Source organism: Mycobacterium sp. NGS58 (genome assembly GCF_059812385.1).
The window spans coordinates 13,216-34,397 of sequence record NZ_JCALCO010000013.1 but is presented as its reverse complement, the minus strand read 5'-3'; the positions used below and the strand labels follow the sequence as shown (position 1 = coordinate 34,397).

Annotated in this window: 17 protein-coding genes and 1 tRNA gene; 8 read left to right on the top strand and 10 right to left on the bottom strand. The window is 66.8% G+C overall.

Annotated features, from left to right (window positions below):
- Nucleotides 1-2: 2 nt before the first annotated feature.
- Both AC5Y4H_RS14160 and AC5Y4H_RS14155 read right to left on the bottom strand, forming a co-directional pair.
- The gene (locus AC5Y4H_RS14160; RefSeq protein ID WP_499982646.1) at nucleotides 3-1,514 is read right to left on the bottom strand and encodes a flavin-containing monooxygenase; all 1,512 of its coding nucleotides are present in this window, start codon (nucleotides 1,512-1,514) and stop codon (nucleotides 3-5) included.
- Between the two features lie 98 nt (nucleotides 1,515-1,612).
- On the bottom strand, nucleotides 1,613-2,104 hold the full coding sequence (locus AC5Y4H_RS14155; RefSeq protein WP_499982644.1) for a YajQ family cyclic di-GMP-binding protein: 492 nt from the start codon (nucleotides 2,102-2,104) through the stop codon (nucleotides 1,613-1,615).
- Between the two features lie 69 nt (nucleotides 2,105-2,173).
- Here AC5Y4H_RS14155 and AC5Y4H_RS14150 point away from each other — a divergent pair.
- A tRNA-Tyr gene (locus AC5Y4H_RS14150) sits at nucleotides 2,174-2,257 on the top strand.
- Between the two features lie 597 nt (nucleotides 2,258-2,854).
- Here the strand turns inward: AC5Y4H_RS14150 and AC5Y4H_RS14145 are convergent.
- Nucleotides 2,855-3,829 (bottom strand): DMT family transporter, encoded by a 975-nt coding sequence (locus AC5Y4H_RS14145; RefSeq protein ID WP_499982642.1) that lies wholly within the window; start codon nucleotides 3,827-3,829, stop codon nucleotides 2,855-2,857.
- Between the two features lie 167 nt (nucleotides 3,830-3,996).
- Here AC5Y4H_RS14145 and AC5Y4H_RS14140 point away from each other — a divergent pair, with 167 nt between their 5' ends.
- Genes AC5Y4H_RS14140 through AC5Y4H_RS14130 form a run of 3 tightly spaced genes read left to right on the top strand, consistent with a single transcriptional unit; the run spans nucleotide 3,997 to nucleotide 7,742 of the window.
- Nucleotides 3,997-6,333, top strand: coding sequence for a putative alpha/beta hydrolase (locus AC5Y4H_RS14140; RefSeq protein WP_499982639.1), 2,337 nt, complete (start codon nucleotides 3,997-3,999; stop codon nucleotides 6,331-6,333).
- Between the two features lie 9 nt (nucleotides 6,334-6,342).
- Nucleotides 6,343-7,194: a hypothetical protein gene (locus tag AC5Y4H_RS14135; RefSeq protein WP_499982635.1), complete on the top strand. Its 852-nt coding sequence runs from the start codon at nucleotides 6,343-6,345 to the stop codon at nucleotides 7,192-7,194.
- Between the two features lie 23 nt (nucleotides 7,195-7,217).
- On the top strand, nucleotides 7,218-7,742 hold the full coding sequence (locus AC5Y4H_RS14130) for a hypothetical protein (protein ID WP_499982632.1): 525 nt from the start codon (nucleotides 7,218-7,220) through the stop codon (nucleotides 7,740-7,742).
- 102 nt (nucleotides 7,743-7,844) lie between these two features.
- On the opposite strand, the gene AC5Y4H_RS14125 is transcribed toward AC5Y4H_RS14130, so the two are convergent.
- Entirely contained in the window at nucleotides 7,845-8,222 is a 378-nt protein-coding gene (locus tag AC5Y4H_RS14125) for a hypothetical protein (protein WP_499982630.1), read from the bottom strand.
- Nucleotides 8,223-8,440: 218 nt separating this feature from the next.
- On the opposite strand from AC5Y4H_RS14125, the gene AC5Y4H_RS14120 reads away from it, so the two are divergent.
- Nucleotides 8,441-9,739 carry an NRAMP family divalent metal transporter gene (locus AC5Y4H_RS14120; RefSeq protein WP_499982629.1) on the top strand — a complete coding sequence of 433 codons (1,299 nt, stop codon included), beginning with the start codon at nucleotides 8,441-8,443 and terminating at the stop codon, nucleotides 9,737-9,739.
- A 14-nt stretch (nucleotides 9,740-9,753) separates the two neighbouring features.
- On the opposite strand, the gene AC5Y4H_RS14115 is transcribed toward AC5Y4H_RS14120, so the two are convergent.
- The 3 genes from AC5Y4H_RS14115 to AC5Y4H_RS14105 all read right to left on the bottom strand — a co-directional run bounded on the left by AC5Y4H_RS14115 (nucleotide 9,754) and on the right by AC5Y4H_RS14105 (nucleotide 13,541).
- On the bottom strand, nucleotides 9,754-11,121 hold the full coding sequence (locus AC5Y4H_RS14115; protein WP_499982627.1) for a hypothetical protein: 1,368 nt from the start codon (nucleotides 11,119-11,121) through the stop codon (nucleotides 9,754-9,756).
- 104 nt (nucleotides 11,122-11,225) lie between these two features.
- Complete coding sequence (locus AC5Y4H_RS14110; protein WP_499982624.1) at nucleotides 11,226-12,455, bottom strand: cytochrome P450; 1,230 nt, start codon at nucleotides 12,453-12,455, stop codon at nucleotides 11,226-11,228.
- A gap of 183 nt (nucleotides 12,456-12,638) precedes the next feature.
- Entirely contained in the window at nucleotides 12,639-13,541 is a 903-nt protein-coding gene (locus AC5Y4H_RS14105; protein WP_499982622.1) for an NYN domain-containing protein, read from the bottom strand.
- Between the two features lie 34 nt (nucleotides 13,542-13,575).
- Between AC5Y4H_RS14105 and AC5Y4H_RS14100 the strand changes: the two genes are divergently transcribed.
- A complete protein-coding gene (locus AC5Y4H_RS14100) occupies nucleotides 13,576-14,454 on the top strand; it encodes an alpha/beta fold hydrolase (protein WP_499982621.1) in 879 nt (292 codons plus the stop codon).
- On the opposite strand, the gene AC5Y4H_RS14095 is transcribed toward AC5Y4H_RS14100, so the two are convergent.
- Together AC5Y4H_RS14095 and AC5Y4H_RS14090 are read right to left on the bottom strand one after the other, a co-directional pair.
- On the bottom strand, nucleotides 14,451-15,710 hold the full coding sequence (locus AC5Y4H_RS14095) for a cytochrome P450 (RefSeq protein ID WP_499982619.1): 1,260 nt from the start codon (nucleotides 15,708-15,710) through the stop codon (nucleotides 14,451-14,453). The two genes, AC5Y4H_RS14100 and AC5Y4H_RS14095, sit on opposite strands and share 4 nt — an antisense overlap.
- 94 nt (nucleotides 15,711-15,804) lie before the next feature.
- Nucleotides 15,805-18,027, bottom strand: coding sequence for an FUSC family protein (locus tag AC5Y4H_RS14090; protein ID WP_499982847.1), 2,223 nt, complete (start codon nucleotides 18,025-18,027; stop codon nucleotides 15,805-15,807).
- Between the two features lie 104 nt (nucleotides 18,028-18,131).
- Between AC5Y4H_RS14090 and galT the strand changes: the two genes are divergently transcribed.
- Both galT and AC5Y4H_RS14080 read left to right on the top strand, forming a co-directional pair.
- The gene (galT, locus tag AC5Y4H_RS14085; RefSeq protein ID WP_499982617.1) at nucleotides 18,132-19,229 is read left to right on the top strand and encodes a galactose-1-phosphate uridylyltransferase; all 1,098 of its coding nucleotides are present in this window, start codon (nucleotides 18,132-18,134) and stop codon (nucleotides 19,227-19,229) included.
- Nucleotides 19,226-20,326, top strand: a complete 1,101-nt coding sequence (locus AC5Y4H_RS14080; RefSeq protein ID WP_499982616.1) for a galactokinase — start codon at nucleotides 19,226-19,228, stop codon at nucleotides 20,324-20,326. The genes galT and AC5Y4H_RS14080 overlap by 4 nt, the downstream gene beginning before the upstream one ends.
- 6 nt (nucleotides 20,327-20,332) lie before the next feature.
- Here the strand turns inward: AC5Y4H_RS14080 and lpqN are convergent, their stop codons facing one another.
- Entirely contained in the window at nucleotides 20,333-21,016 is a 684-nt protein-coding gene (gene lpqN / locus AC5Y4H_RS14075) for an envelope biogenesis lipoprotein LpqN (protein WP_499982614.1), read from the bottom strand.
- Nucleotides 21,017-21,182: the final 166 nt, after the last annotated feature.

Here is a 21,182-nt window from a genome sequence, read left to right as displayed (position 1 = left end):
CGCTAGCCGGCCAGCGGCGCCCGGTCGTCGACCCGGCCGAACACCATCGCCTCCTCGATGCGGTCGAACCGGTAGTCGAGGGCGTCGGCCAGATAGTTCTGTCGCACGTTCCACGGCCGCTTGGTGCCCGACTTCGGCAGCATATGCACCGAGCGCAGCACGTAACCGGCATTGATGTCCCACGACGGCTTCTCGGCCATCGGCTCGTTGCCCCGATGTGGGGCGGCGTGGGTGTAGCCGTGCGAGCCCATGTGTTCTATCAGCTTCGCAGTGGCCCGGGCGGTGATGTCGGCGCGCAGCGTCCACGACGCGTTGGTGTAGCCCACGCACCAGAACAGGTTCGGGACGTCTTCGAGCATGTGCGCTTTGTAGACGAAACGGTCGCTGGCCTTGATCTCGTTGCCGTCCAGGCTGATTGCGGCTCCACCTAGCGCCTGCAGCTGCAGGCCCGTGGCGGTGACGATGATGTCGGCGGCGAGGTGTCCACCGGATTTCAGCGCGATACCCGTCGCGTCGAAATGGTCGATGTGATCGGTGACCACCTCGGCGCCGCCCGCGGTGATGGCGTTGTACAGGTCGGCGTCGGGGATCAGGCACATCCGCTGGTCCCACGGGTTGTAGCGCGGCTTGAAGTGCGTGTCGACGTCGTAACCGGGGGGCAGGCTGCTGATCGCTTTGCGCCGCAGCAGCCACCGCACCAGCCCCGGCGCCTTGCGCGACAATGCGAAGAACACCGCCTCCGTCAGGGCGCTGTACATGCGGATGACGAGATGAGCGGGTCTGCGGGGCAACAGCTTTCGAGCCAGCGCTGCGACTGCGCCATACTTGGATGCCGAAATGAGGTAGGTCGGCGAGCGCTGCAGCATGGTCACTTTCGCGGCGCGGTCCGTCAACGAGGGGAGCAGCGTGACCGCGGTCGCGCCACTGCCGATCACCACGACCTGCTTGCCGCTGTAGTCCAGGTCTTCGGGCCAGTGCTGCGGGTGGACCACGGTGCCCTCGAACTGCTCGATGCCCGGGAAGTCGGGGGTGTAACCCTCGTCGTAGTTGTAGTAGCCGCTGCCGAAGAACAGGAAGCGGCCGCGGTACAGCTTGCGTGCCCCGTCCTGCTCGACGGTGACGGTCCAGGTGTCGGTAGCGGAGTCCCAGTCCGCCGAACGCACATGGCTATTGAACCGGATGTGCCGGTCGATGCCGTACTTGCGCGCGGTGGCGGCCAGGTACTCGCGGATGTGCACGCCGTCGGCGACCCCCTCTTTGCGGGTCCAGGGCTCGAACGGGAAGGACAGCGTGAAGATGCTGCTGTCCGAGCGCACACCGGGATAACGGAACAAGTCCCACGTCCCGCCGATTTGCGCGCGCCGCTCCAGAACGGTGTACGTCAGGTGGGGATTTCTCTCGGTGATCCGATACGCCGCATTGATGCCCGAGATGCCGGCGCCGACGATGATCACGTCGGAGTATCCGGCCTCGGCGGCACCGCTGTCGGCGGCCTGCTGGGGAGTCACGGTCATCGTGAACCTCGCTCACATCGTGGGACCCGTCACCAGCGTAGAGACCCACCGGTTGGTCGGGCTAGTAACTCGCAAATCCGCGCCGCAGGGCGCGAAGGTCAGCGGTAGTTGACGAACTGCAGCGCCACGTCCAGGTCGGCCTGCTTGAGCATCGCGATCACGGCCTGCAGATCGTCTCGCTTTTTGCTGGTGACACGAATTTCCTCGCCCTGGATCTGGGTTTTGACGTTCTTGGGGCCGTCGTCACGGATCAGCTTGGTGATCTTTTTGGCGTTCTCGCTGCTGATGCCCTGCTTGAGGGAGCCGCTGATCTTGTAGGTCTTGCCGGAGGCCTGCGGTTCGCCGGCGTCGAAGGCCTTCATCGAGATGTCACGGCGGATCAGCTTCTCTTTGAAGACGTCGACCGCCGCTTTGACGCGTTCCTCGGTGGATGATGTCAGCTCGATAGCCTCGTCGCCCTTCCAGGCGATCGTGGTGTCGGTACCGCGGAAGTCGAACCGGGTGGCCAATTCCTTGGCGGCCTGGTTGAGCGCGTTGTCGACCTCCTGGCGATCCACTTTGCTGACGATGTCGAACGATGAGTCCGCCATGCATTCCGTCCCTTCATCCGGTGATAGGCGTTTGTGCTTTGTCTACTCGCTCGTTGTAACCTGTCTGGCGGCAGGTTGCCCGAGCGGCCAATGGGAGCGGACTGTAAATCCGTCGCGAAAGCTTCACAGGTTCGAATCCTGTACCTGCCACCAAACGTCAGGGGCGTTTCCGGCCACGACAACGGGCTTGGGTGCGCGGCCGTGACGTAGGCGGTAAGCGGTTGCTGCGGCAGGTCGTCGGGGAATGGATGGCCGTAGCGGTCCAACGCGGCACTGCCGTCTTGCGCTGAAGTTTCTCGACCACTTTCACGTTCGCCCGGCGCTGATCGCCAACGACGCACAGGCTCCTGCGGCCGCACACCGCTGCATCCCTCGACTGCCTTCGTCTCAAAGCGAGAGTTAGCCACTAAGCGAATGGTTATTTCACTAACTGAACGATCCTGAAGTCGTCCATCGCCAACGGTCAGTCGAGTGGGCAGACTCATTTGTGGGAGGGGCTGAACCGAGTCCCATAGGAACAGCCCGAAGCCAGACCGTACTGCTCAAGCAAATGGGTTGTAACGCTCGGCTTCCCACATCAGCCCCTCCCACCGTTCTCGCAACTCCGGATGAAACCCGTTGGGACAGTAGCTTCGATCGAGGGGCCGTCGAGTAACACCTTCGCCGGCGCTCACAAGGCAACGCTGGGGCAACCTCGTGGTCTCTGGCTACACCTGCCGGGTGCCGCGTCCCAACATGTGACGCCGGCCCTCACTTGAGCTGATCGCGCGCGCCCGGGAATCCGCGGGTCGTCCCCACGGCCGCCAGTGTGGCTTCGTCGACGCCAGACGGCCGAGGTAGCTCTCCACTTGGCACATCGCCGTTCTCGATCGCCTGGCTGCGGCCCAGGGCGACCGTGGCCGCCGCCATTGCCACCACCGCGATGACCAGGATCAATGCCGTCAATCCGCCCACCGCCAAGTGCTCACCCAGCACGACCACGCCGAGCAGGACGGCGACGACGGGCTCGCCCACCAGCATGATCGGTACCGACGCCTGCAGCGCCCCGGCGTGAAACGCCGAGTTCTGCACCACGGTCACCGTCACCGCCAGCGCGACCAGCACATACGGAGCCGGGACGGCCAGCAGCGAGTGCCACCCGCCGAGCGAATAGCGGTGGGTGCAGACCTTCGTGACGACCGCGATCATGCCGAGCAGGACCGCCACCGCGACACCCAGCAGCGAGGCGCGCACCCGGCCGGCAGCGCGGCGGGCCGCGATGACGCACGCGATCACCGACGGCACGGTGATCGCCAACGCCAGCGTCCACGCCGGAAGTGGGGGACGGCTGTGTCCCTCGCGCGGCTGACCCACCAGCAGGAAAACCGCCAGTGCGGCCGTCAGCAACATCGCCCAGCCCCACTGGACCGGGCTGATGCGCTGGTGGCACAGCGCCGCACTCAGCGGGAGCGCGAACAGCAACGACGACACCAAAAGGGGCTGGACGAGCAGCAGGGATCCGTGCGCCAGTGCCGCCGCCTGGAACGCGTACCCGGCCACCGCGGCAAAGGTCCCCGCCCACCACAACGGTTGGCGAACCAGGGTGGTCGCCATCACCGCGGACATCGCCTCATCACCCGGAACGCGCTGGGTGGCTCGTTGCCGCACCACGATTCCCACCGCAGCCCAAAAAGCGGAAAGCAAAGCAAAGACAATCGCGACCGCATGCGTCGTGACCCACCCCATAGCCCGACGGATACCCCTGACGTCGGCATGGTTAACTCCGCGCCGCCCATTACGTGACTGGCACGCGTGATGCGTGCCCCCATATGCTTGGCCAGCAAATCGCCGTTCGAAGTGGACGACATATCGGGGGGCGGTAGTCCGGCGAACTGCGGGGAGGGATTGCTGCGATGCAGCTGAACTATCTCAGCATCGCGGAGCTCGTCGCGGGGGCCGGCGGCGACCCGTGGGAGATCAATCGGACCCTGCAGGCGGGCCAGCCAGGGCAGATCTCTAATCTGGCCAACGCTTTTCATTCCGCGGGCCGCTCCTCGGCCGAAGCCGATGCGACTTTCGAGCAGGCCCGCCAACGTTTCGAGGCGGCCTGGAACCACCAGAACGGTGACAGCCCGATCAACACCTCCGCCGAAGTGCAGCGCACCGCCCAGGTGCTGGGCGCGCAGTCGCAGCAACTGCCCAAGATCGGCGCCGATCTGGAAAACATCGCCGCCGCGCTGGCCGACGCCCAACAGGCCGGGGCGAAAGAGATCGCCACGCTGGAACGTCAGCTGCAGCTGCTCGACAAACTCATCGGTGCGGCGACGAAGGACCTGCAGGATCCCACCCTCGCCCCGAAGGACCGCCACGCCCTGGAGACGTTGATCAAGGACGCGAAAGCCGACGCGGTCGACGACACCCGGGACGCCCTCGACCAGTTGCGTGCCACCCGCGACAACTACACAAAATCGCTGCATGGAGCGCAGAAAAACTTGGCCGACGACGGGTATGACCCGGCGCGGGTACTCGGTGTCGACGGGCACCCGGCCGAGACGCCGGAATCCGCCGAGCAGGATGTGAAGGCCGCCCTCGGCGGCGACAAGGGTGCGGCCGCCCGCGTCAACGGGGTGCTGAGCTCGATCACGCCCGACCAAGTGGCCGGAAGGGTTCCCCTGAACGCCGAGCAGGCTTCCGTGTTGAGCCAGTTGCAGGCGCAAGAGCACGGCATGACCATCGATGCGCTCAAGACCGCCGAGCAGCGCCTCGGCGACGAAAAGGGGATGATCGGCGACTCCTGGCAGCTGATGAGCAACCCGAGCATCACGTTCCCGAAAACGCCGACAACCGTCGGCGCCAAGCAGGGCACCGACACGGTGCGGGGCGGGACCGCGCAGTTGCCGGACAGTGTGCAGGAGGTGTTGAAGGCGCCGGGCTGGCTGTATGCCGACCAGACCAGGACGATCGCCGACATCGTCAAGGACGGTAACCCGTTGCTACAGCGCAACACCGAGGTCGATCAGGGTCTGCTGCACAAGGGTGCGCAGATCATGACGCAGGATTGGGCGCGCAACACCTACGACCAAACGGTCGAGTCGGTGTTCTGGGCGGCCGGCCGCGACCACGGGGCCGTGAATTGGATCGTCAATCAGCAGGGCCTCTGCGACCAGTCGACCCAGGATTTCTTGCAGAACATCACCCACCACTCCTGGTCCGACGGCGGCGACGCGGCCGGATCGTTGTTCAGCTGGACCAAGGACGCGGCCGGCCCGGAAGCCCAGATCGCCGGGCAGACCGCGCAGACGTACGCGGCCTACCTCGGTGCGCATTCGCACGAGTTGCTCGATCTGCCGGGCCATCACACGCTGGGCCAAGTCGATCCGAAACTGACGCAAGCCTTCGCCACGGGGCTGTCCCCCTACGTCACCAACATCGCCGGTGGCACCAACGATCTGTCGCCGTTCTTCCACGCACCGGATTCCAATCAGGACGTGGAATCCAGATTGCCCATCGCCAAAGGCATTTTCTCCGTGCTCAGTACGGACAAGGACGCGTCAAATATCTTCAATGGTGCGGCAATGCAGCAGATCATGCAGGACCAGAATCGCTACGCCGAAGCGGTCGCGCATCACGTGCCCGGCGCGGTGGCCAACGACGCCGATCTGCAGCAGGCGGCCACCCTGAAGGGATTGGTCGACGTTGGGGTGAACAATGCCGTGCACGCCGAGGGACTCAATGGCGCCCAACAGGCGACCGAGGCCTACAACCGCAAGGCATCGGCGTACGACAACCTGGTGAAGGGCGGTGGCGCGGTGGCGAAGTTGGCGGGCAAGGCGCTGCCGCCGCCGTACAACATGATCGGCACGCTCGGCGGCCCGGCCCTGTCCACGGGCGGAGAAGCGTTGAAGCAAGACATCATTGGTGCTGCGCCATCGTCAACCACGCCGCCTGACGTCCAGATACCGCACATGCAGGACAGCACCGCGTATTCACAGGTGCTCGACGGCCTGATCGCCAACCGGGTGCCGATCGGGTTGACGCAACAATTCTTTGCCCCAGACATTCCCGGGGACCCGCACAGCCCGATGCACATCGCCACGTTCGACGAGTACAAGGCGAACGGCGGTACGTGGGACAACTACAAATACAATCAAGCGCTCAAGGGTGCGGTGCAAGGGATATTGGGTGACGAGAGCATCATCCCGCACATGCAGCACCAGTATGACGAAGTGACCCAATTACCCAACCCCTAGGGAAGTTTCATGAATCTCGGGCGGCGGCGCGGACTTCTCCGTCGGATCATCGCTGTGACGCTGTGCGCCGTCGTCGCCGGCTGCGGCCCCAAGGACGTCGCGCATCAAGCCGCCCCCGCGCCGAAGGTCCCGTGGACGGGAACGCTGTCAGACATACGGGCGGTGTGGAGCGCTGAGCCGGGGATCGATCTACTCACGACACCGGCCGTCGTGGTGCGTGCCTACCTCGAATCGATCTTTCTGGCGGCCAATGCCGGCGATATCGGATACGCCTATCCCGGATTCACCCATGCCGTCGCGCCGAATGCGCCGCAGGGCCAGCCGGACAGCGCCCGCGACCGCTGGCCCGACACCGCGCATCCGTTGCGCGATCGCCTCGTCGGCACCGATCGCTACCATTTCTTGCGGGTCGACACCGCGGGCCGTCAGGTCGTGGCCGTGGTATGTGATTGGGCGTACGCCAGCGCGCTGGACCTCGGTGATGGGAACTACGGCTGGAAAAGCACCTTGCCCGCAACCGATCCCGGGGCCCGGATCGCCGTGCATCGTGTGGCCATGACGGCCCCGGAAGACGGGCCGGTAGCGGCCCTGCCGCCGCAGAAAGGGCCCGCCGCGGCACCCGTCGACGACGTCTTCGGCGGTTGGCACATCGTCGGGCACAACATGACTGCCGACAGGGTCCCCGAATCGAACACCGATCCGGTGGAATGGCCTTCCGAAGTGGCCGATGCCCAATCGTGCGTGGACACAGCGCCCGACCCGGCAGACCGCCGCCTGTATCTGCTCAATGGCGTGCATCGTCGCTCGGAATTTCCCACCCTGCCGCCATACCCTGGCTGGCCGGCCGGGAGTTCGTCGTGATTCGTTGATCGAAAGGGAACCTGTTGCGCACCAAGGCAATCACGGTGGTGGCCGTCGTGGCGGCCATCGCGTCAGCCGCACTGACACTTCTGCCCTGGATTGACGTAAGCCATCTGGGCTTACCCATCCGGTGGAATGGCCTCGGGATCTACATCGGCGAGCACGGCGACTACTACGGCTCCCTGCTTACCGGCATGGTGGACAGCACGCCGGGATGGGTCGTGGTGATCGCGTCGCTGACGGCCGCCGGCGCGCTGCTCGCCGCGATGCGAGTGCGCTGGGTGGGGCTAGTCGCCTGCGGCTGCGCGGTGATCGCGTTTGTGACCGCCGTTTTGTGTTTGGTCTACCCGGCGGTGCTGGTCGGCGACGCCAAAAATGAATTGGGGATATCTCTGGTCGCCGACCGGCAAGTGCTGAACTCCGGTGCCTTGATCGCCGAAGCCGCGGCCACCGGCGTGCTGGTGGTCTGCACCGCACTCATGGTTGCCAGGGCGAGAAGCGTTGCACGGCAAGGCGATGGGGGTCGCGTCAGGCGGAATACCGGTTGATTACCTGGCGGACATGGCTCGATATCAGTCAGCCTCGACGTGGCGGCTACTGCTGGTTCGTGTGGCGTCTGCCGAACCAGGCTCGGTAGGCGCTGTAGCCCATCAACACCGCGAGGCGGACGACGCGGCAGCGCGAATCTGGTCGGCGACCTTCGCCGCGCCGAAGCAGCGGAATTTCGTCACCCGGTCACCGGCGCGGATGGCGATGATCTTCGTGAGGACGCCCGGTAGCAGTTCGACCGATTCGATCGAGCGCAGGTCGATGGTGACGTCCAGCTGTCCCGACTGGATCGAGCGATTGAGGGCATTCGCGTGGAACTGAACGTCGACGTTGGTAACGGTGAGCCGGCCACCAACCCACAGGCCACCATAGCGGCGGCGGTAACGGTCCAGGACTCGTCGATTGACCGACGTCGTCGGTGCGGTAACGTCGACATCCACGATGAGCGCGTTCGCCACGCGCGAGATGATCACCGTCACCGGTTGCCCACCCTGTCTTGCCCGTACCCGTACTGGGAGCCGGCCCCTATTCGATCCCGTCGCTGCGCCGGGTGCAGGCCTGACGGGAACGCAAGATTAGCGCACCATGCCGGTCACCACATCGATTGCATTCCCGGGCTACGGTTAGGCGACCCTTAGTTATCCTCGGGACGGATCGGGTTGCACGAACGCAGTCGTACCAGAGGGGTGGGGCAAGGTTGACCGAGACAACCACGCAGCAGGTGAGCGACGGATTCGACGAGCGACCGCCGGTGTCACTGCGGACGCGTGGCCGTTGGCTGCGGTGGGGGCTTCTGGCGGTGTGGGGCCCCGGCCTGGTGGTGATGCTGGCCGACACGGACGCGGGGTCGCTGATCACCGCGTCTCAGTCCGGCGCCCAGTGGGGCTACCGGATGGTGCTGCCGCAGCTGATCTTGATGCCGGTCCTCTACGCCGTGCAGGAGATGACCGTGCGGTTGGGCATCGTCACCAAGCGTGGCCATGGGGCGCTGATCCGGCAGCGCTTCGGCCGCGGCTGGGCATGGCTGTCCGCATTCACCTTGTTCGCCTCGGCGATCGGGGCGTTGCTGACCGAATTCGCCGGCGTCGCCGGAGTGGGCGAACTCTTCGGCGTCTCCCGATGGGTGAGCATCCCGATCGCGACCGTCGCGCTGCTGGCGCTGGCCCTCACCGGCAGCTACCGGCGCGTCGAGCGCATCGGCCTGGTCGTCGGTGCGGCCGAGCTGGCGTTCCTGGTGGCGATGGTCATGGCCAGGCCCGACCCGAGGGCGCTCGTGGACGGCCTTTCGTCGATGCCGCTGGGCAACTCGTCGTACCTGCTGTTGGTCGCGGCCAACGTAGGCGCGGTCATCATGCCCTGGATGATCTTCTACCAGCAGGGCGCCGTGGTCGATAAGCGTCTGTCCGAGAACACGATTCGGCAGGCGCGCTATGACACCGCGTTCGGCGCGGTGCTGACCCAGCTGATCATGATCGCGGTGGTGATCACCATGGCCTCGACAATCGGCAAGCACGGCGGTGGGGCGGAGCTGGAGACCGTCGGCCAGATCGCGCAAGCGTTGACGCCCTACCTGGGCCACGTCGGCGGGACCGTGCTGTTCGGTCTGGGCATGCTCGGCGCGGCGCTGGTGGCCGCGATCGTCGCCTCGCTCGCCGGCGCCTGGGGGCTCGCGGAGGTGTTCGGCTGGAAGCACACGCTCAACGAGCGGCCCAACCGCGCCACCGCCAAGTTCTACATCACCTACGGGCTCGCCCACATCGCTGGCGCTGCCCTGGTGCTGGCCAGTGTCGACCTGGTCAACCTGGCCGTGGATGTCGAGGTCATGAACGCTTTGCTGCTGCCCATCGTGCTGGGCCTGCTGCTGGCGCTGGAGGCCCGGGCGCTGCCCGAGCAGTGGCGCATGCGGGGCCTGCACAAATACCTCACTCGCGCACTGTGTTTCGTGACCATCGGCTTCGGTCTTTATATGGTCCCGCAGGCCCTCGGCTGGTTTTAAGGCGCGAGCGAAGCTCAGAACCAGGGGCCGGGGTAGTGCCCGTCCTGATCCTGCACCATGACGATCTCCTTGCACTCGCCGTTGGCGGCCGGCGCGGTCTCGCCGCGGCACACCAGCGTCCACCCCGAGATCCGTTCGAAAGGCCGTAGGGTCCAGTTCGACGCCACGGGATCGGTTGCGGGCAAGGCGATCACGGAGAACGTCCCGCCGGTGCCGGTGATGTAGAGGTGGTCTTCGAAAAACGCCAGCTTGGAGACCGACAGCTTCTTGGCGTCGTCTCGGCTCTTCTGAAAGTCCCACTGCTGACTGCGCAGGTTCCAGACGCCGAACCCGAATTGGGAGGTGTCCGAGCCATGGCCGTCGACGAAGAGTTTGCCGTCGGACAGCGCGGCGGTCAGCCCGCCGCCGGAGATCCGGTCGGAATCGCCGATCTTGATGATGGACTTGGCGTTAAGGTCATAAAACATCGTCGACAGCACGGGCGGGTTGTAGGAATCCCAGTGCGTGAGCTTCACCAGTTTGTTTGGGCCGTCCGTCAATTCGGCATCGACGGATTGGATGTCGTTGTCCTGATAGATCGCTTCCCCGCTCGGCCGCCGCAGCTCCGCGCCGGAAGTCTTGCCGGGCTCGGTGTTGCGCGCAAAGGCGAGCACGTCCTGCCAGACCCGCCCGGGCTGCGGATCGTCCCACATCATCGACAGGTCGCCGCCGGACAGGACCACGGTCCGTGGTGGCGATGCGGCACCGTGGCCGTCGGTGAAGGCGTTCAGCCACGCCACGCCCGAGGCGGTCGAGGCCAGCCCCCAATCCTTCGGCGCCGTCAGCTTCAGCTCGGGGGCCGGCGGCTGCAGCTCCTTGGTGGCCACCTGCCGGCCCGACTTGGCGTCGTAGACGTAGGCGGTGGTTTTGGCGACGTCCGGGGCCGGGGAAGGCGGCTGGGCAGGCTTGACGGTGGTGACCACATACACGACCTTCATGTCGTCGGCCGCGCCGGTCGGCGCGCAGATGGCGCCGGTGAGGTTCTCGCCGGCGGGAACCGAGGGGATGGCGGGCGCGACGTACTGTCCGGATTTCGGGTCGAAGATTTTCGGCCGGATGTCCTCGAGCGCCGACTTGCTGGCCGAAAACTTCTCCGGGCAACCGAAATACGCCGTTCCGCCGTAACTTTTCCAATCCTTCTCCAGCGGCCCGGTTATCGGCGCGGGCGGCGCGACCGCCCGGGTGCTGGTTTTCGAGACCGATGTCGGCGTGGTGGGCGTGAGCGCCGGCGGTGCCGCGGTTTCCGAACAGGACGCGATGGCCAGGCAGCCAGCCGACGCCACCACGGCAAGCCCGTAGGGGCGCAGGCGGTGCCGCGCCGCACGCACCCAGGCTGCACGCATTGAAAACCCCCGTTAAGTTCGTGTAACCAAGGAGCGTAAAGCCGCCCAGATGCGACCGCGACTCGGGCGTACAGCGGCCTTCGTCACAGCAGTCCCGGCGATGCCTATGGGTCGAACGCGATGGGCAGGCTCGTCGGCCCGCTCAGGCTCACCATCGGCTTCCACGGCGCCGGCCCGACCGTACGCGGATTTCGCAGCCGGTTCGCGAGGACGTTCAGCGCTTCGGCGATCTCGCGCCGGGCCAGGTTGGCGCCCAGGCAGTAGTGCACGCCGCCGCCGAAGGTCAGGATGGGCGGTGCCGCATCACGGGTGACGTCGACGCGGTCGGGGTCGTCGTACACCACCGGATCACGGTTGGCCGCAAAGGTATTCACCAACACCGCGGTGCCCGCGGGGAACGAGTAGCCGTCGAGCTCGGCGTCCTCGACCACTAGGCGCAGCGTTCCGCAGGCGATCGGTGAGTGCCGCATCGTCTCCTCGACGGCCCGCATCGCCAGCTCGGGCCGCTGCCGCAGCAGCTCCCACTGTTCCGGGTGATCGCACAGCACGTGCACCGAGGCGGCCACCTGGTTGCGGGTGGTGTCCGTCCCCGCCAACAGCAGGCCGCCCGCCAGCATGCGCAGCTCGGCGGCGTCGAGGCGGTCGCCCTCGTCCTCGGCGCGGATCAGGTCGGAAAGCAGGTCATCGGTCAAGCTGTGTCGGCGGCGGGCGACCATCTCGTCGACGTAGTCGTCGAGCTCGCGCCACGCGCGCATCACGACCGGCTCGAGTTCACGAAGATCGACGGTGAAGCTGAAGGCCTTGAACACGTCATCGGCCCACAACGAAAACTGTTGCCAGTCCTCGCGGGGTGCGCCGAGCAGCGCACAGATGATCGGCACGGGATAGGGGCGCGCGATGTCGGTGACGACGTCGCAGCGGCCCGCGTCCGCCACCTGATCGACCAACTCGTTCAGCACGCCGACCATGGTGTCGTGCAGGCGCGCGACAGTTCGCGGGGTGAACGCTTTGGAGCACAGACTGCGCAGCCGATGGTGGGCGTCTCCCTCGAGGCACAGCAGGCTATTGGCCACTTTGTCCCACAGGGGACCCGATGAGATGCCCTGGGCCAGCAGGTTGATGCCGGGTGGGATCTGGAATCGGGGATCCCTAAGGACGGAACGGACCAGGTGGTAGGAGAGCACTTCGGGCCCGTGGGGTCCAAGCGCGACGGGCGCGTGCCGCTGCGCCTCCCGCAGTCGCGGGTAGACCTGCGCCGGCGTTTCTTCGGGGTCGTAATCCAGCGTCGGCAGATCAGCCTCGAAAACGCTTGGGGGAGCGGCACCGACGGTCATGACGGTCTCCTTGGTTCCGCAGAAGGCTGCGGACGACTCCCAAATAATGTATGGCCAGCGCATGGGGGTGTCAACGATATCGGGCCGGCCAGGTGCGTCGTTCGTCGTTCACCGGTCCCGCGTGCGGCGCGACCGCCATACACCAGCGTCAAAATGCATTGCCGCGGCCGCGGGCAGCGCCGCTCAATCGTGCGCGCGCAGCCGCACCATCCGCGTCGTCGACGTCTCATCCAGCTCGACGACATCGGAGCGCGACCGCAAGAAATCGCTGAACGAGCGGAACCCCAGGGTTCTTTCGCTGAACGACGGGTCCATCCGCTTCATCTGTGCCTTGACGGCGGAGTTGTGCAGCCAGTCGACATCGTCTTTCTCCAGGCCGATCCGCAGTGCCCGCGTCAGCAGCGCGGTGGCGGCGGCCTGCGGGTCGGGCTGCTCGTCGGGCTCGTCGCGGTTGGCCGGCTTGGCGCGGGTGGTCCGTTTTTTCGGCTTGTCCGCGACCGTATCGGCGGGCGCCGGTTCGGGCACCGGAACCCCCGGCAACGCGTCGTAGATGACGAACTCGTCGCAGGCGGCGGCCAGCGCCCGGCTCGACGCGCCTGCCACGCCGATGCCGACCACGTACCGGCCGAGCCTCTTGCAGCGCTGAGCCAAGGGAATGTAGTCGGAGTCGCCCGCCACGATCACCACGTGGGTCAGGTCGGGTAGCCGGAACATGTCCTCGACCGCGTCGACGGCCAGCCGGATGTCGGCGCCGTTCTTGCCGTAGGCCGCCGCGGGGAACAACTGCACCAGGTCGACCGCGCGGGCCACCAGCTGTCCCCGATACCCGGCGTTGATGTCCGCCGACCAGTCGGCATAGGCGCGGGTGAGCACCAGGGTCCCGAAGGACGACGCGAAGTCCAGGATCGCGGCGACGTCGACCGTCGCCCGGTCCAGCCGCTCCGCATGCTGCTCGAGCCCCTTGGCCTTATCCCGCTGAAACGAGTTCCGCCCGTGAATCTGGTCGTACCGGGAGATCACGATGTTGTCGAAGTCGAGGTAGACGGCCACTCGGGTCGCAACCGGTTCGGTCATGCATTCGATCATTGCTGAGCAGGACCAAATCGGGTACACAGCCCTCATGAACGAGGTGAAATTTCTCCAACTGCACGGCGATCGCATCGCCTACCGCGACGAGGGCAACGGCAAGGTGCTGCTGCTCATCCACGGTATGGCGGGCAGTTCGGAGACCTGGCGGTCGGTGATCCCGCCGCTGTCGAAGAAGTTTCGGGTCATCGCCCCGGACCTGCTCGGCCACGGCGAGTCCGCGAAACCCCGCACTGACTACTCGCTGGGTGCCTTCGCGGTATGGCTACGCGATTTCCTCGACGAGCTCGGCGTCAGCCAGGCCACCGTCGTCGGTCACTCGCTCGGTGGCGGCGTCGCCATGCAGTTCGTCTACCAGCACCCCGACTATGCCCAACGATTGATCCTGATCAGCAGCGGCGGCCTGGGTCCCGACGTGGGATGGGTGCTGCGGCTGCTCTCGGCGCCCGGGGCGGAGTTCGTGTTGCCGATCGTCGCCCCGCCGCCCGTGTTGTCCGTCGGCAACAAGCTGCGGTCCTGGATGAAAAGCGCCGGCATCCGTTCACCGCGTGGCGCGGAGCTGTGGAGCGCCTACTCGTCGTTGTCGGACGCCCAAACACGCCAATCGTTCCTGCGGACGCTGCGATCGGTCGTGGATTACCGCGGGCAGGCGGTCAGCGCGCTCAACAGGCTGCGGTTGCGCGAGGATCTACCGGTCATGGCGATCTGGGGCGAGCGCGACGGCATCATTCCCGTCGACCACGCTTACGCCGCGCAAGCGGCGCGCACGGACAGCCGGCTCGAGGTGCTGCCCGACGTCGGTCACTTCGCGCAGGTCGAGGCGCCCGAGCAGGTGGTGGATTTGATCGAGGACTTCATCGCTACGGGCGAGCGCCGGGATGCGGAGAGCCCGCAGCCATCCGAGCCGAGCTAGCGCGCCGCCGGACACGTCCCTTGATAGTCCACCTGCCAGTGCTTGATGCCGTTGATGAACGACGACCGTAGCCGCTGTGGGTCACCGGCCGAGCGCAGGTCGGGCATGTGTTCGGCGATCGCGTTGAACATCAGGTCGATCGTCATGCGGGCCAGGTTCGCGCCGATGCAGTAATGCGCTCCGGTCCCGCCGAATCCGACGTGCGGGTTGGGGCTGCGCAGAATGTCGAACGTGAACGGGTCGTCGAAGATCTCCTCGTCGAAATTCGCCGACCGGTAGAACAGCACCACCCGCTGGCCCCTCGCGATCCGCACGCCGCCGAGTTCGGTGTCCACCAGCGCGGTGCGCTGAAACCCCGTGATTGGCGTGGCCCAGCGGATGATCTCGTCGGCCGCCGTCTTCGGCCGTTGCTCCTTGAACAGCTCCCATTGGTCCGGGTGGTCGGTGAACGCCATCATCCCTTGCGTGATCGAGTTTCGGGTCGTCTCATTACCGGCCACTGCCAGCGTCACCACGAACATGCCGAACTCGGCGTCGGAGAGTCGCTGCTCCTCGGAATCGGCCTCGATCAGCGTGGTAACGATGTCGCGATCTTTCGGGCCGGGTTCTCCGGACTTGCGGGCCGCCAATTGCATTGCGTACCACATTAACTCGCCCGCAGACGTCAACGCGTCGTGGTCGGCGAACTCCGGGTCGTCGCTGCCGATCATGTTGTTGGTCCAGTCGAATAGTTTGTCGTAGTCCTCCGCGGGCACGCCGAGCAGACCCGAAATAGCCTGCAACGGAAGCTCACACGCCACCTGACGGACGAAGTCGCCCGACGCGTGCGCGACGGCTTCGGCGGTGATGCATCGCGCGCGTTCGGTGAGGTCGGCGCGCAACCGCTCGACGGCGCGAGGCGTGAAGCCCCGCGAGATGATCTTGCGCAGCCGGCTGTGCTCGGGGTCGTCCATCATGATCATCGAGGCGCGTCCCGCTTCGATCTGCCCCTGCGCCAGATCTTTCCGATAACGCGGCACGATCGACTTGGCGGCCGACGAGAAGACATCGCTGCGCAGTGACACCTCACGAATGTCGCGGTGCTTGGTCACCACCCAATAACCGCCGTCGCCGAAGCCCCCTTGATCGAGCGGCTGCTCGTTCCACCAGATGGGTTCCGTGGCACGCAGTTCGGCGAATTCTTGAACCGGAAGACGGTGCGCGTAGATGTCGGGGTCGGTGAAATCGAAGCCCGGCGGTAGGTTCGGTGTCGCCATGGGTTTTCTCCTCGACTCCCGCTTACCGGCGGGGGGTTAGCAAGATCGTAGCCGCGCGCGTTCGGATCGCCTAGCAGATCGGGGGAGCACCCCATCAGCGCGACGGGGCGTGGCTGGCCGTCCTGACGCTTTCGCGCCCACCGAGATTGGTGGCCGCGGTGATGACGGCGCGTTCGATCTGGCGCAGCGCGTGCACCGCGGTGAGGAAGCGCCGGGTATCGGCGTTGGTGTCGAAGTGGCCGTTGCCGTCCTGCTGCCGGGCCAAGGTCTCGGCGGCGTCGAGCTCGTCGGTCGCCGAGATCAGGGTCGGCGCGTGACCTCCCTCGATGGCTTCCTGCAGCGCGTCGATGTTGCGGCGCGTCTGGGCCGCGGCCGCCGAAAACGCCTGCGCCGGTTCCGAGGCCAGCGAGGCTGACCCGACCGGATCCTGATATTGCTCGGCGCTGCGCGCCAGGCTCCGGCCGTAGCGGTCGCAGGCGGTGAAGATCCGCAGGGCGCGCCGGATGCTGCGCCGGCCGGCAAGGCCGGCGACCCCGGCCAACAACGGCTTGGCGGTGACCCGGAACTGCTGCAAGTCGCGGTCGAGCTGGCGCGCCCGCTCCGACGGGCTGGCGCTGTCCTCGACACCGAACATGGTCGCGGTCGAGATCTCGATCAGGGCGGACAGGCTCGTCAAGAACGCGCGGGCGTCGCCGCGGATCGCCGTTCTGGTGTTGGTCGGCAGCACGACGATGGCGACCGTCGCCCCGATGACGGCACCGATCGCGGTCTCCTCGATCCGCAGCATCAGCACACCGAACGAGAACTGGCCGAGCAGGCCGTACAGCAGTGCCAGCATCGTGGTGATCCAGAAGGTCATCAGGCTGTAGGTGACCGTCATGAAGTAGAACGCGCAGAACAGGCACACGAAGATGCCGGCCAGCGCGGCGGTCTTGTGGCCGGTGAGCAGCGTGGCCACCAGCACGCCGCAGGGCACGCCGAGCAGCGTCCCGAGCAGGCGTTGCCAGCCCTTGGTCAATGTTTCGCCCCACGAGTTGGTGCCGGCGAAGATGACGAACGCGGCGATCACCGCCCAGTACCAGCGCGCCGGCGAAACCAGCTCGCCGACAACGATGGCCAGGGCCGCGGCGATACCGACCTGGATGGCTTGGCGGGTGGTCGGCCGCAGCCCGGCGCTCGGCTCTTCCTCGGCGGCCTCGTCGGGCGCGGCGTCCCCGGGCGCCTCGGGGCGTTCGCCGTCGGCGTCGTCAAGAGGCCGGCCGGCGGCCACCCGGTCGACGATTGCCCGCACGTCGGATGTGGCCGACGCGGCGTTGATGATCGCCAGCGCGAGGCGGCGTACGGCCGCGCCGCCCTCGTCGTTGCCGGCGGGGTCAGCCGCGGGCTGCGCGTCGAGCAGCCGCTGCGCGCGATCGGCGGCCCGGCGCAGCCCGCCGGGTTCGGGAAGCCGGATGGCTCGCGACAGTTGGGTGAGCGCGTCGACGAGCGCGGCCCGGGTCGGCGCGGGAATGGAATCGGGGTCCTCGCAGGCGAGGACGGCCGCCCGGCGGCCGGCGGTGGCCACCCACTCGATGGCCAGCTCGGCATCCAGCAGCCAGGGGACGAGTTGTTCGGCGGTGACGCCGGGCCACAGGGTGCCGGGGTCGGCCTTGTCTTCGATCTGGCTCTGCACCATCAGGGCGGTCTCGTTGAGCCGGATGGTGCGGGCCCGCATCCGGCGGCGCTGCCGGTCGTCGAGGCGGCCCGTGCGCACCGCCTCGGCGGTCGTGTCGAGGACGATCGCCATCCGCGCTCGCAGCGCCCGGATGGTCGCCCGCAGCACCCGCTCGGGGCGATCGGGCAGCACGTAGGCGCTCATCACGTACGTGCACACGGTGCCCACCGCGACCGCCCCGATCATCCAGGGCAGCTCCGCGAGGCGGGCCCGCAGATAGAGCGTGAAGAAGTAGGACATGAACGCGACCATGCCCAACGCCCTGCCCCGCGCCCCGTAGCGGCGGATGTATGCCGCGGTGAACACGACGATCACGAACACCACGTCGCTGGCCACCGTGTGCGACGCCAGCACCGCGGCGGCGGTGATGGAGGCCGCGGCGGGCAGGGGCAGCAGCGCCATGGTGTTCCGCTGCTGGTGCGGGTCGGGTTCGTTGACCGAGCGCGACGCGACCATGGTGATGACGACGCCAAGTAGGGCGACGGTCAGCGGTTGCCCCGTCGCCCGGGTCAGGAGGAAGAGCGCCAGCAGGGAAAGGCCGAGCGCGGCCGTCGTCCGAGTGGCCATTCGCAGCCGAAGCAAGCCAGGATCGGAGCCGATCACCCAGTTGCGGGCGCGTTCGTAGGGAACAGTTATCGACAGACCGCCTCTCTTGCGCTTACCCAACATAGTTACCCGAAAATCGGCACAAGCTAGTCTTCGACATCGTGACCCCGCCGACGCTCGCGAAGCTGGCTGACGGCCGTGACCTGCTGTTCTTCGCGCTCCCGGGGCATCGTCCGGCGCCGGTCGAAGACCGCAGGCCGCTGCCGGCGCGTGAGGCTGCCGCGCAGTCGCAGCTGCGATTCGACCGGGCCACCGGCCAGTGGGTGATCATCGCTGCGCTGCGCCAGGACCGCACCTACAAGCCGCCACCGGAGGCGTGCCCGCTGTGCCCCGGCCCGACCGGGCTGACTAGTGAGGTGCCCGCCCCCGACTACGACGTCGTCGTGTTCGAGAACCGATTCCCAAGCCTGGCGGGCGCGCTGCCCTCGCGGCCCGCTGCGGCGCCCGTGCCCGCCGAGGACGGCTTCGCGACCGTGCCCGGGCATGGCCGTTGCGAAGTGATCTGTTTCTCCGCCGACCACAACGGGTCCGTCGCCCGGCTCGAGCCGGCACACGCCCGGCTGGTCGTCGAGGCGTGGCGGCATCGCACCGCCGACCTGATGGCCAGGCCGGGCATCGAGCAGGTGTTCTGCTTCGAGAACCGGGGCGAGGAAATCGGGGTGACGCTGACCCATCCGCACGGTCAGATCTACGGCTATCCCTACCTGACGCCGCGCGCCGCCACAATGCTGGAGCAGGCCCGTCGACATCGAAAACGACACGGCACCAACCTCTTCGGTGATCTGCTGGCCCGTGAGGTCGCCGACGGCAGCCGCATCATCGCCCGCAACGAGCTATTCACCGCGTTCGTGCCGTTCGCGGCGCGCTGGCCGGTGGAGGTGCACATCTACCCGAACAGGTTCGTGCACAACCTGACCGAACTCGGCGATGGCGAACTGGACGCGTTCGTGTCCGTCTACCTCGACGTGCTCGGGCGCTTCGACCGGATGTACTCCACGCCGCTGCCCTACATTTCGGCGCTGCACCAATACGCCGACACCGCGGCACAGGCCGAGGGTTACTTCCACGTCGAGTTGATGTCCATCCGGCGCAGCGCCAGCAAGCTCAAGTACCTGGCGGCCTCCGAATCGGCGATGGACGCCTTCATCGGCGACGTCACGCCGGAGAGCGTGGCCCAGCGGTTGGCCGAACTGCGATGACGATCCGGTACGCCGCGCCGGGGCGGATCAATCTGATCGGCGAACACACCGACTACAACTTGGGTTTCGCGCTACCCATTGCGCTACCGCAGCGCACCGTCGCGACGTTCGCCCCAGCCGACGACGATGCGATCACCGTTGTCAGCGACCGCGCCGAGGCCCCGGTGCGCGTTCGGATCGGCACCGCTCCCGGCGAGGTGGCGGGCTGGGCCGCCTACGTGGCCGGGGTGGTGTGGGCGCTGCGCCAGGGCGGCCATCCGGTGCCCGGCGGCACGATGTCGATCACCAGCGACGTGGAAATGGGATCGGGCCTGTCCTCCTCGGCGGCGCTGGAATGCGCTGCGCTGGGCGCGATCACCTCGGCCGCCGGCGTCCGCATCGACGCCCTTGAGCAGGCCCGGCTGGCCCAGCGCGCCGAAAACGAATATGTCGGCGCGCCAACGGGTTTGCTCGATCAGCTCGCCGCGCTCTTTGGCCGGGACGCGACGGCGGTGCTGATCGACTTCGCCGGACTCACCGTCACGCCGGTGGCTTTCGACCCGGAGTCCGCCGGTGTCGCGTTGTTGCTGATCGACTCCCGCGAGCGCCATACGCACGCCGGCGGCGACTACGCGGCACGGCGTGCGTCATGCGAACGGGCGGCCACCGATCTGTCGGCGTCGTCGCTGCGTGAAGTGCAGGACGCCGCGGGCGGCCAAGGTCTCGCCGTCCTGACCGGCGTGCGTGATCCCGTCGACGCCCGTCGCGCGCGCCACGTGCTGACCGAGAATCAGCGAGTCATCGATTGTGTTGCAGCACTCAGTGATTCGAACTATTCCGAAGCCGGGCGGATTTTCACCGCCTCGCATGCCTCCATGCGCGACGACTTCGAGATCACCACCGAACGCATCGACCTCATCGCCGACACCGCGGTGCGCGCAGGCGCGCTCGGTGCCCGGATGACCGGTGGCGGCTTCGGCGGCTGCGTGATCGCCCTGGTGCCGGCGGACCGTGCGGATACGGTCGGCGAGGCGGTGCGGGTCGCCGCCATCGGCGCCGGCTTCGAGCAACCGTTGGTCACCCGCACCCGCGCGGCCGCGGGTGCGGGGGTTGCGTGAGCGGGTCTATTCAGCCGCGGTGATGGTGGTCTGATCGTCGATGATGTTGGTGGCATCCATCAACGGGCCTTGATCGGCCTCCAGCCCATCGGCATTGAGCTGCAGCACGTAAACCGCGCCCTGGCTGGGAATTATCACCGTCTTCTGTGCGATGGCGCGGGTCTGGCCGCCTCGCTGGTACGTGCCGCCGATCTGCCAGGCCTGGTAACCACCCAGCGTGGACGCGGAGCCATCACCCTGGCCCTGGTACCCGGGCAGATTCTGCACCTCGCCCGGCGCGTACTGGATCAGCTTCGCTGGGTCGACATTGCCGCTCAGCCGGGAAAACAGCGCCGAGACCGTGGGCGGATCGGAGGGATTGGCGGGCTGGAGCTGCACGATGCCGCCGTAGGAGGTGCCGGAGTTCTGGTTGAGCTGCCAGCCCGCGGGCACCGGCAGGTCGACGTTCGGGCCGGGATCGCCGTGGTGCACCGGCGTCTCGGCGATGTTGTTGTCCTTCACGTAGTCGGCGATGGTGTATTTGGCTTTGGCCGCCGGTGCCGCACTCGTCGGCGACGACGTTGACGAGGTCGTCGACGTCGTAGTCGAAGTGGACGTCGACGTTTTCTCACCCGATTTGTTGTCGCTGCCGCAACCGACGAGCGCCAAACTCAGCGCTACGGAAATGGTTGCTAGCGTCAAATGTTTCATCGATCCAATCTCCCGAAATTGGGCCGGTACCAGCGCCAGCCGTGGTGGGATGACAGTAACTGAAATATCTCGTCGCTTTGCCAAATTTTTCCGGCCTGGTGCCGCGGCGCCGTCGAACCGCCGATTGTCATCGAATTCGTCGGATGAAACGCACAGAAATACGGCG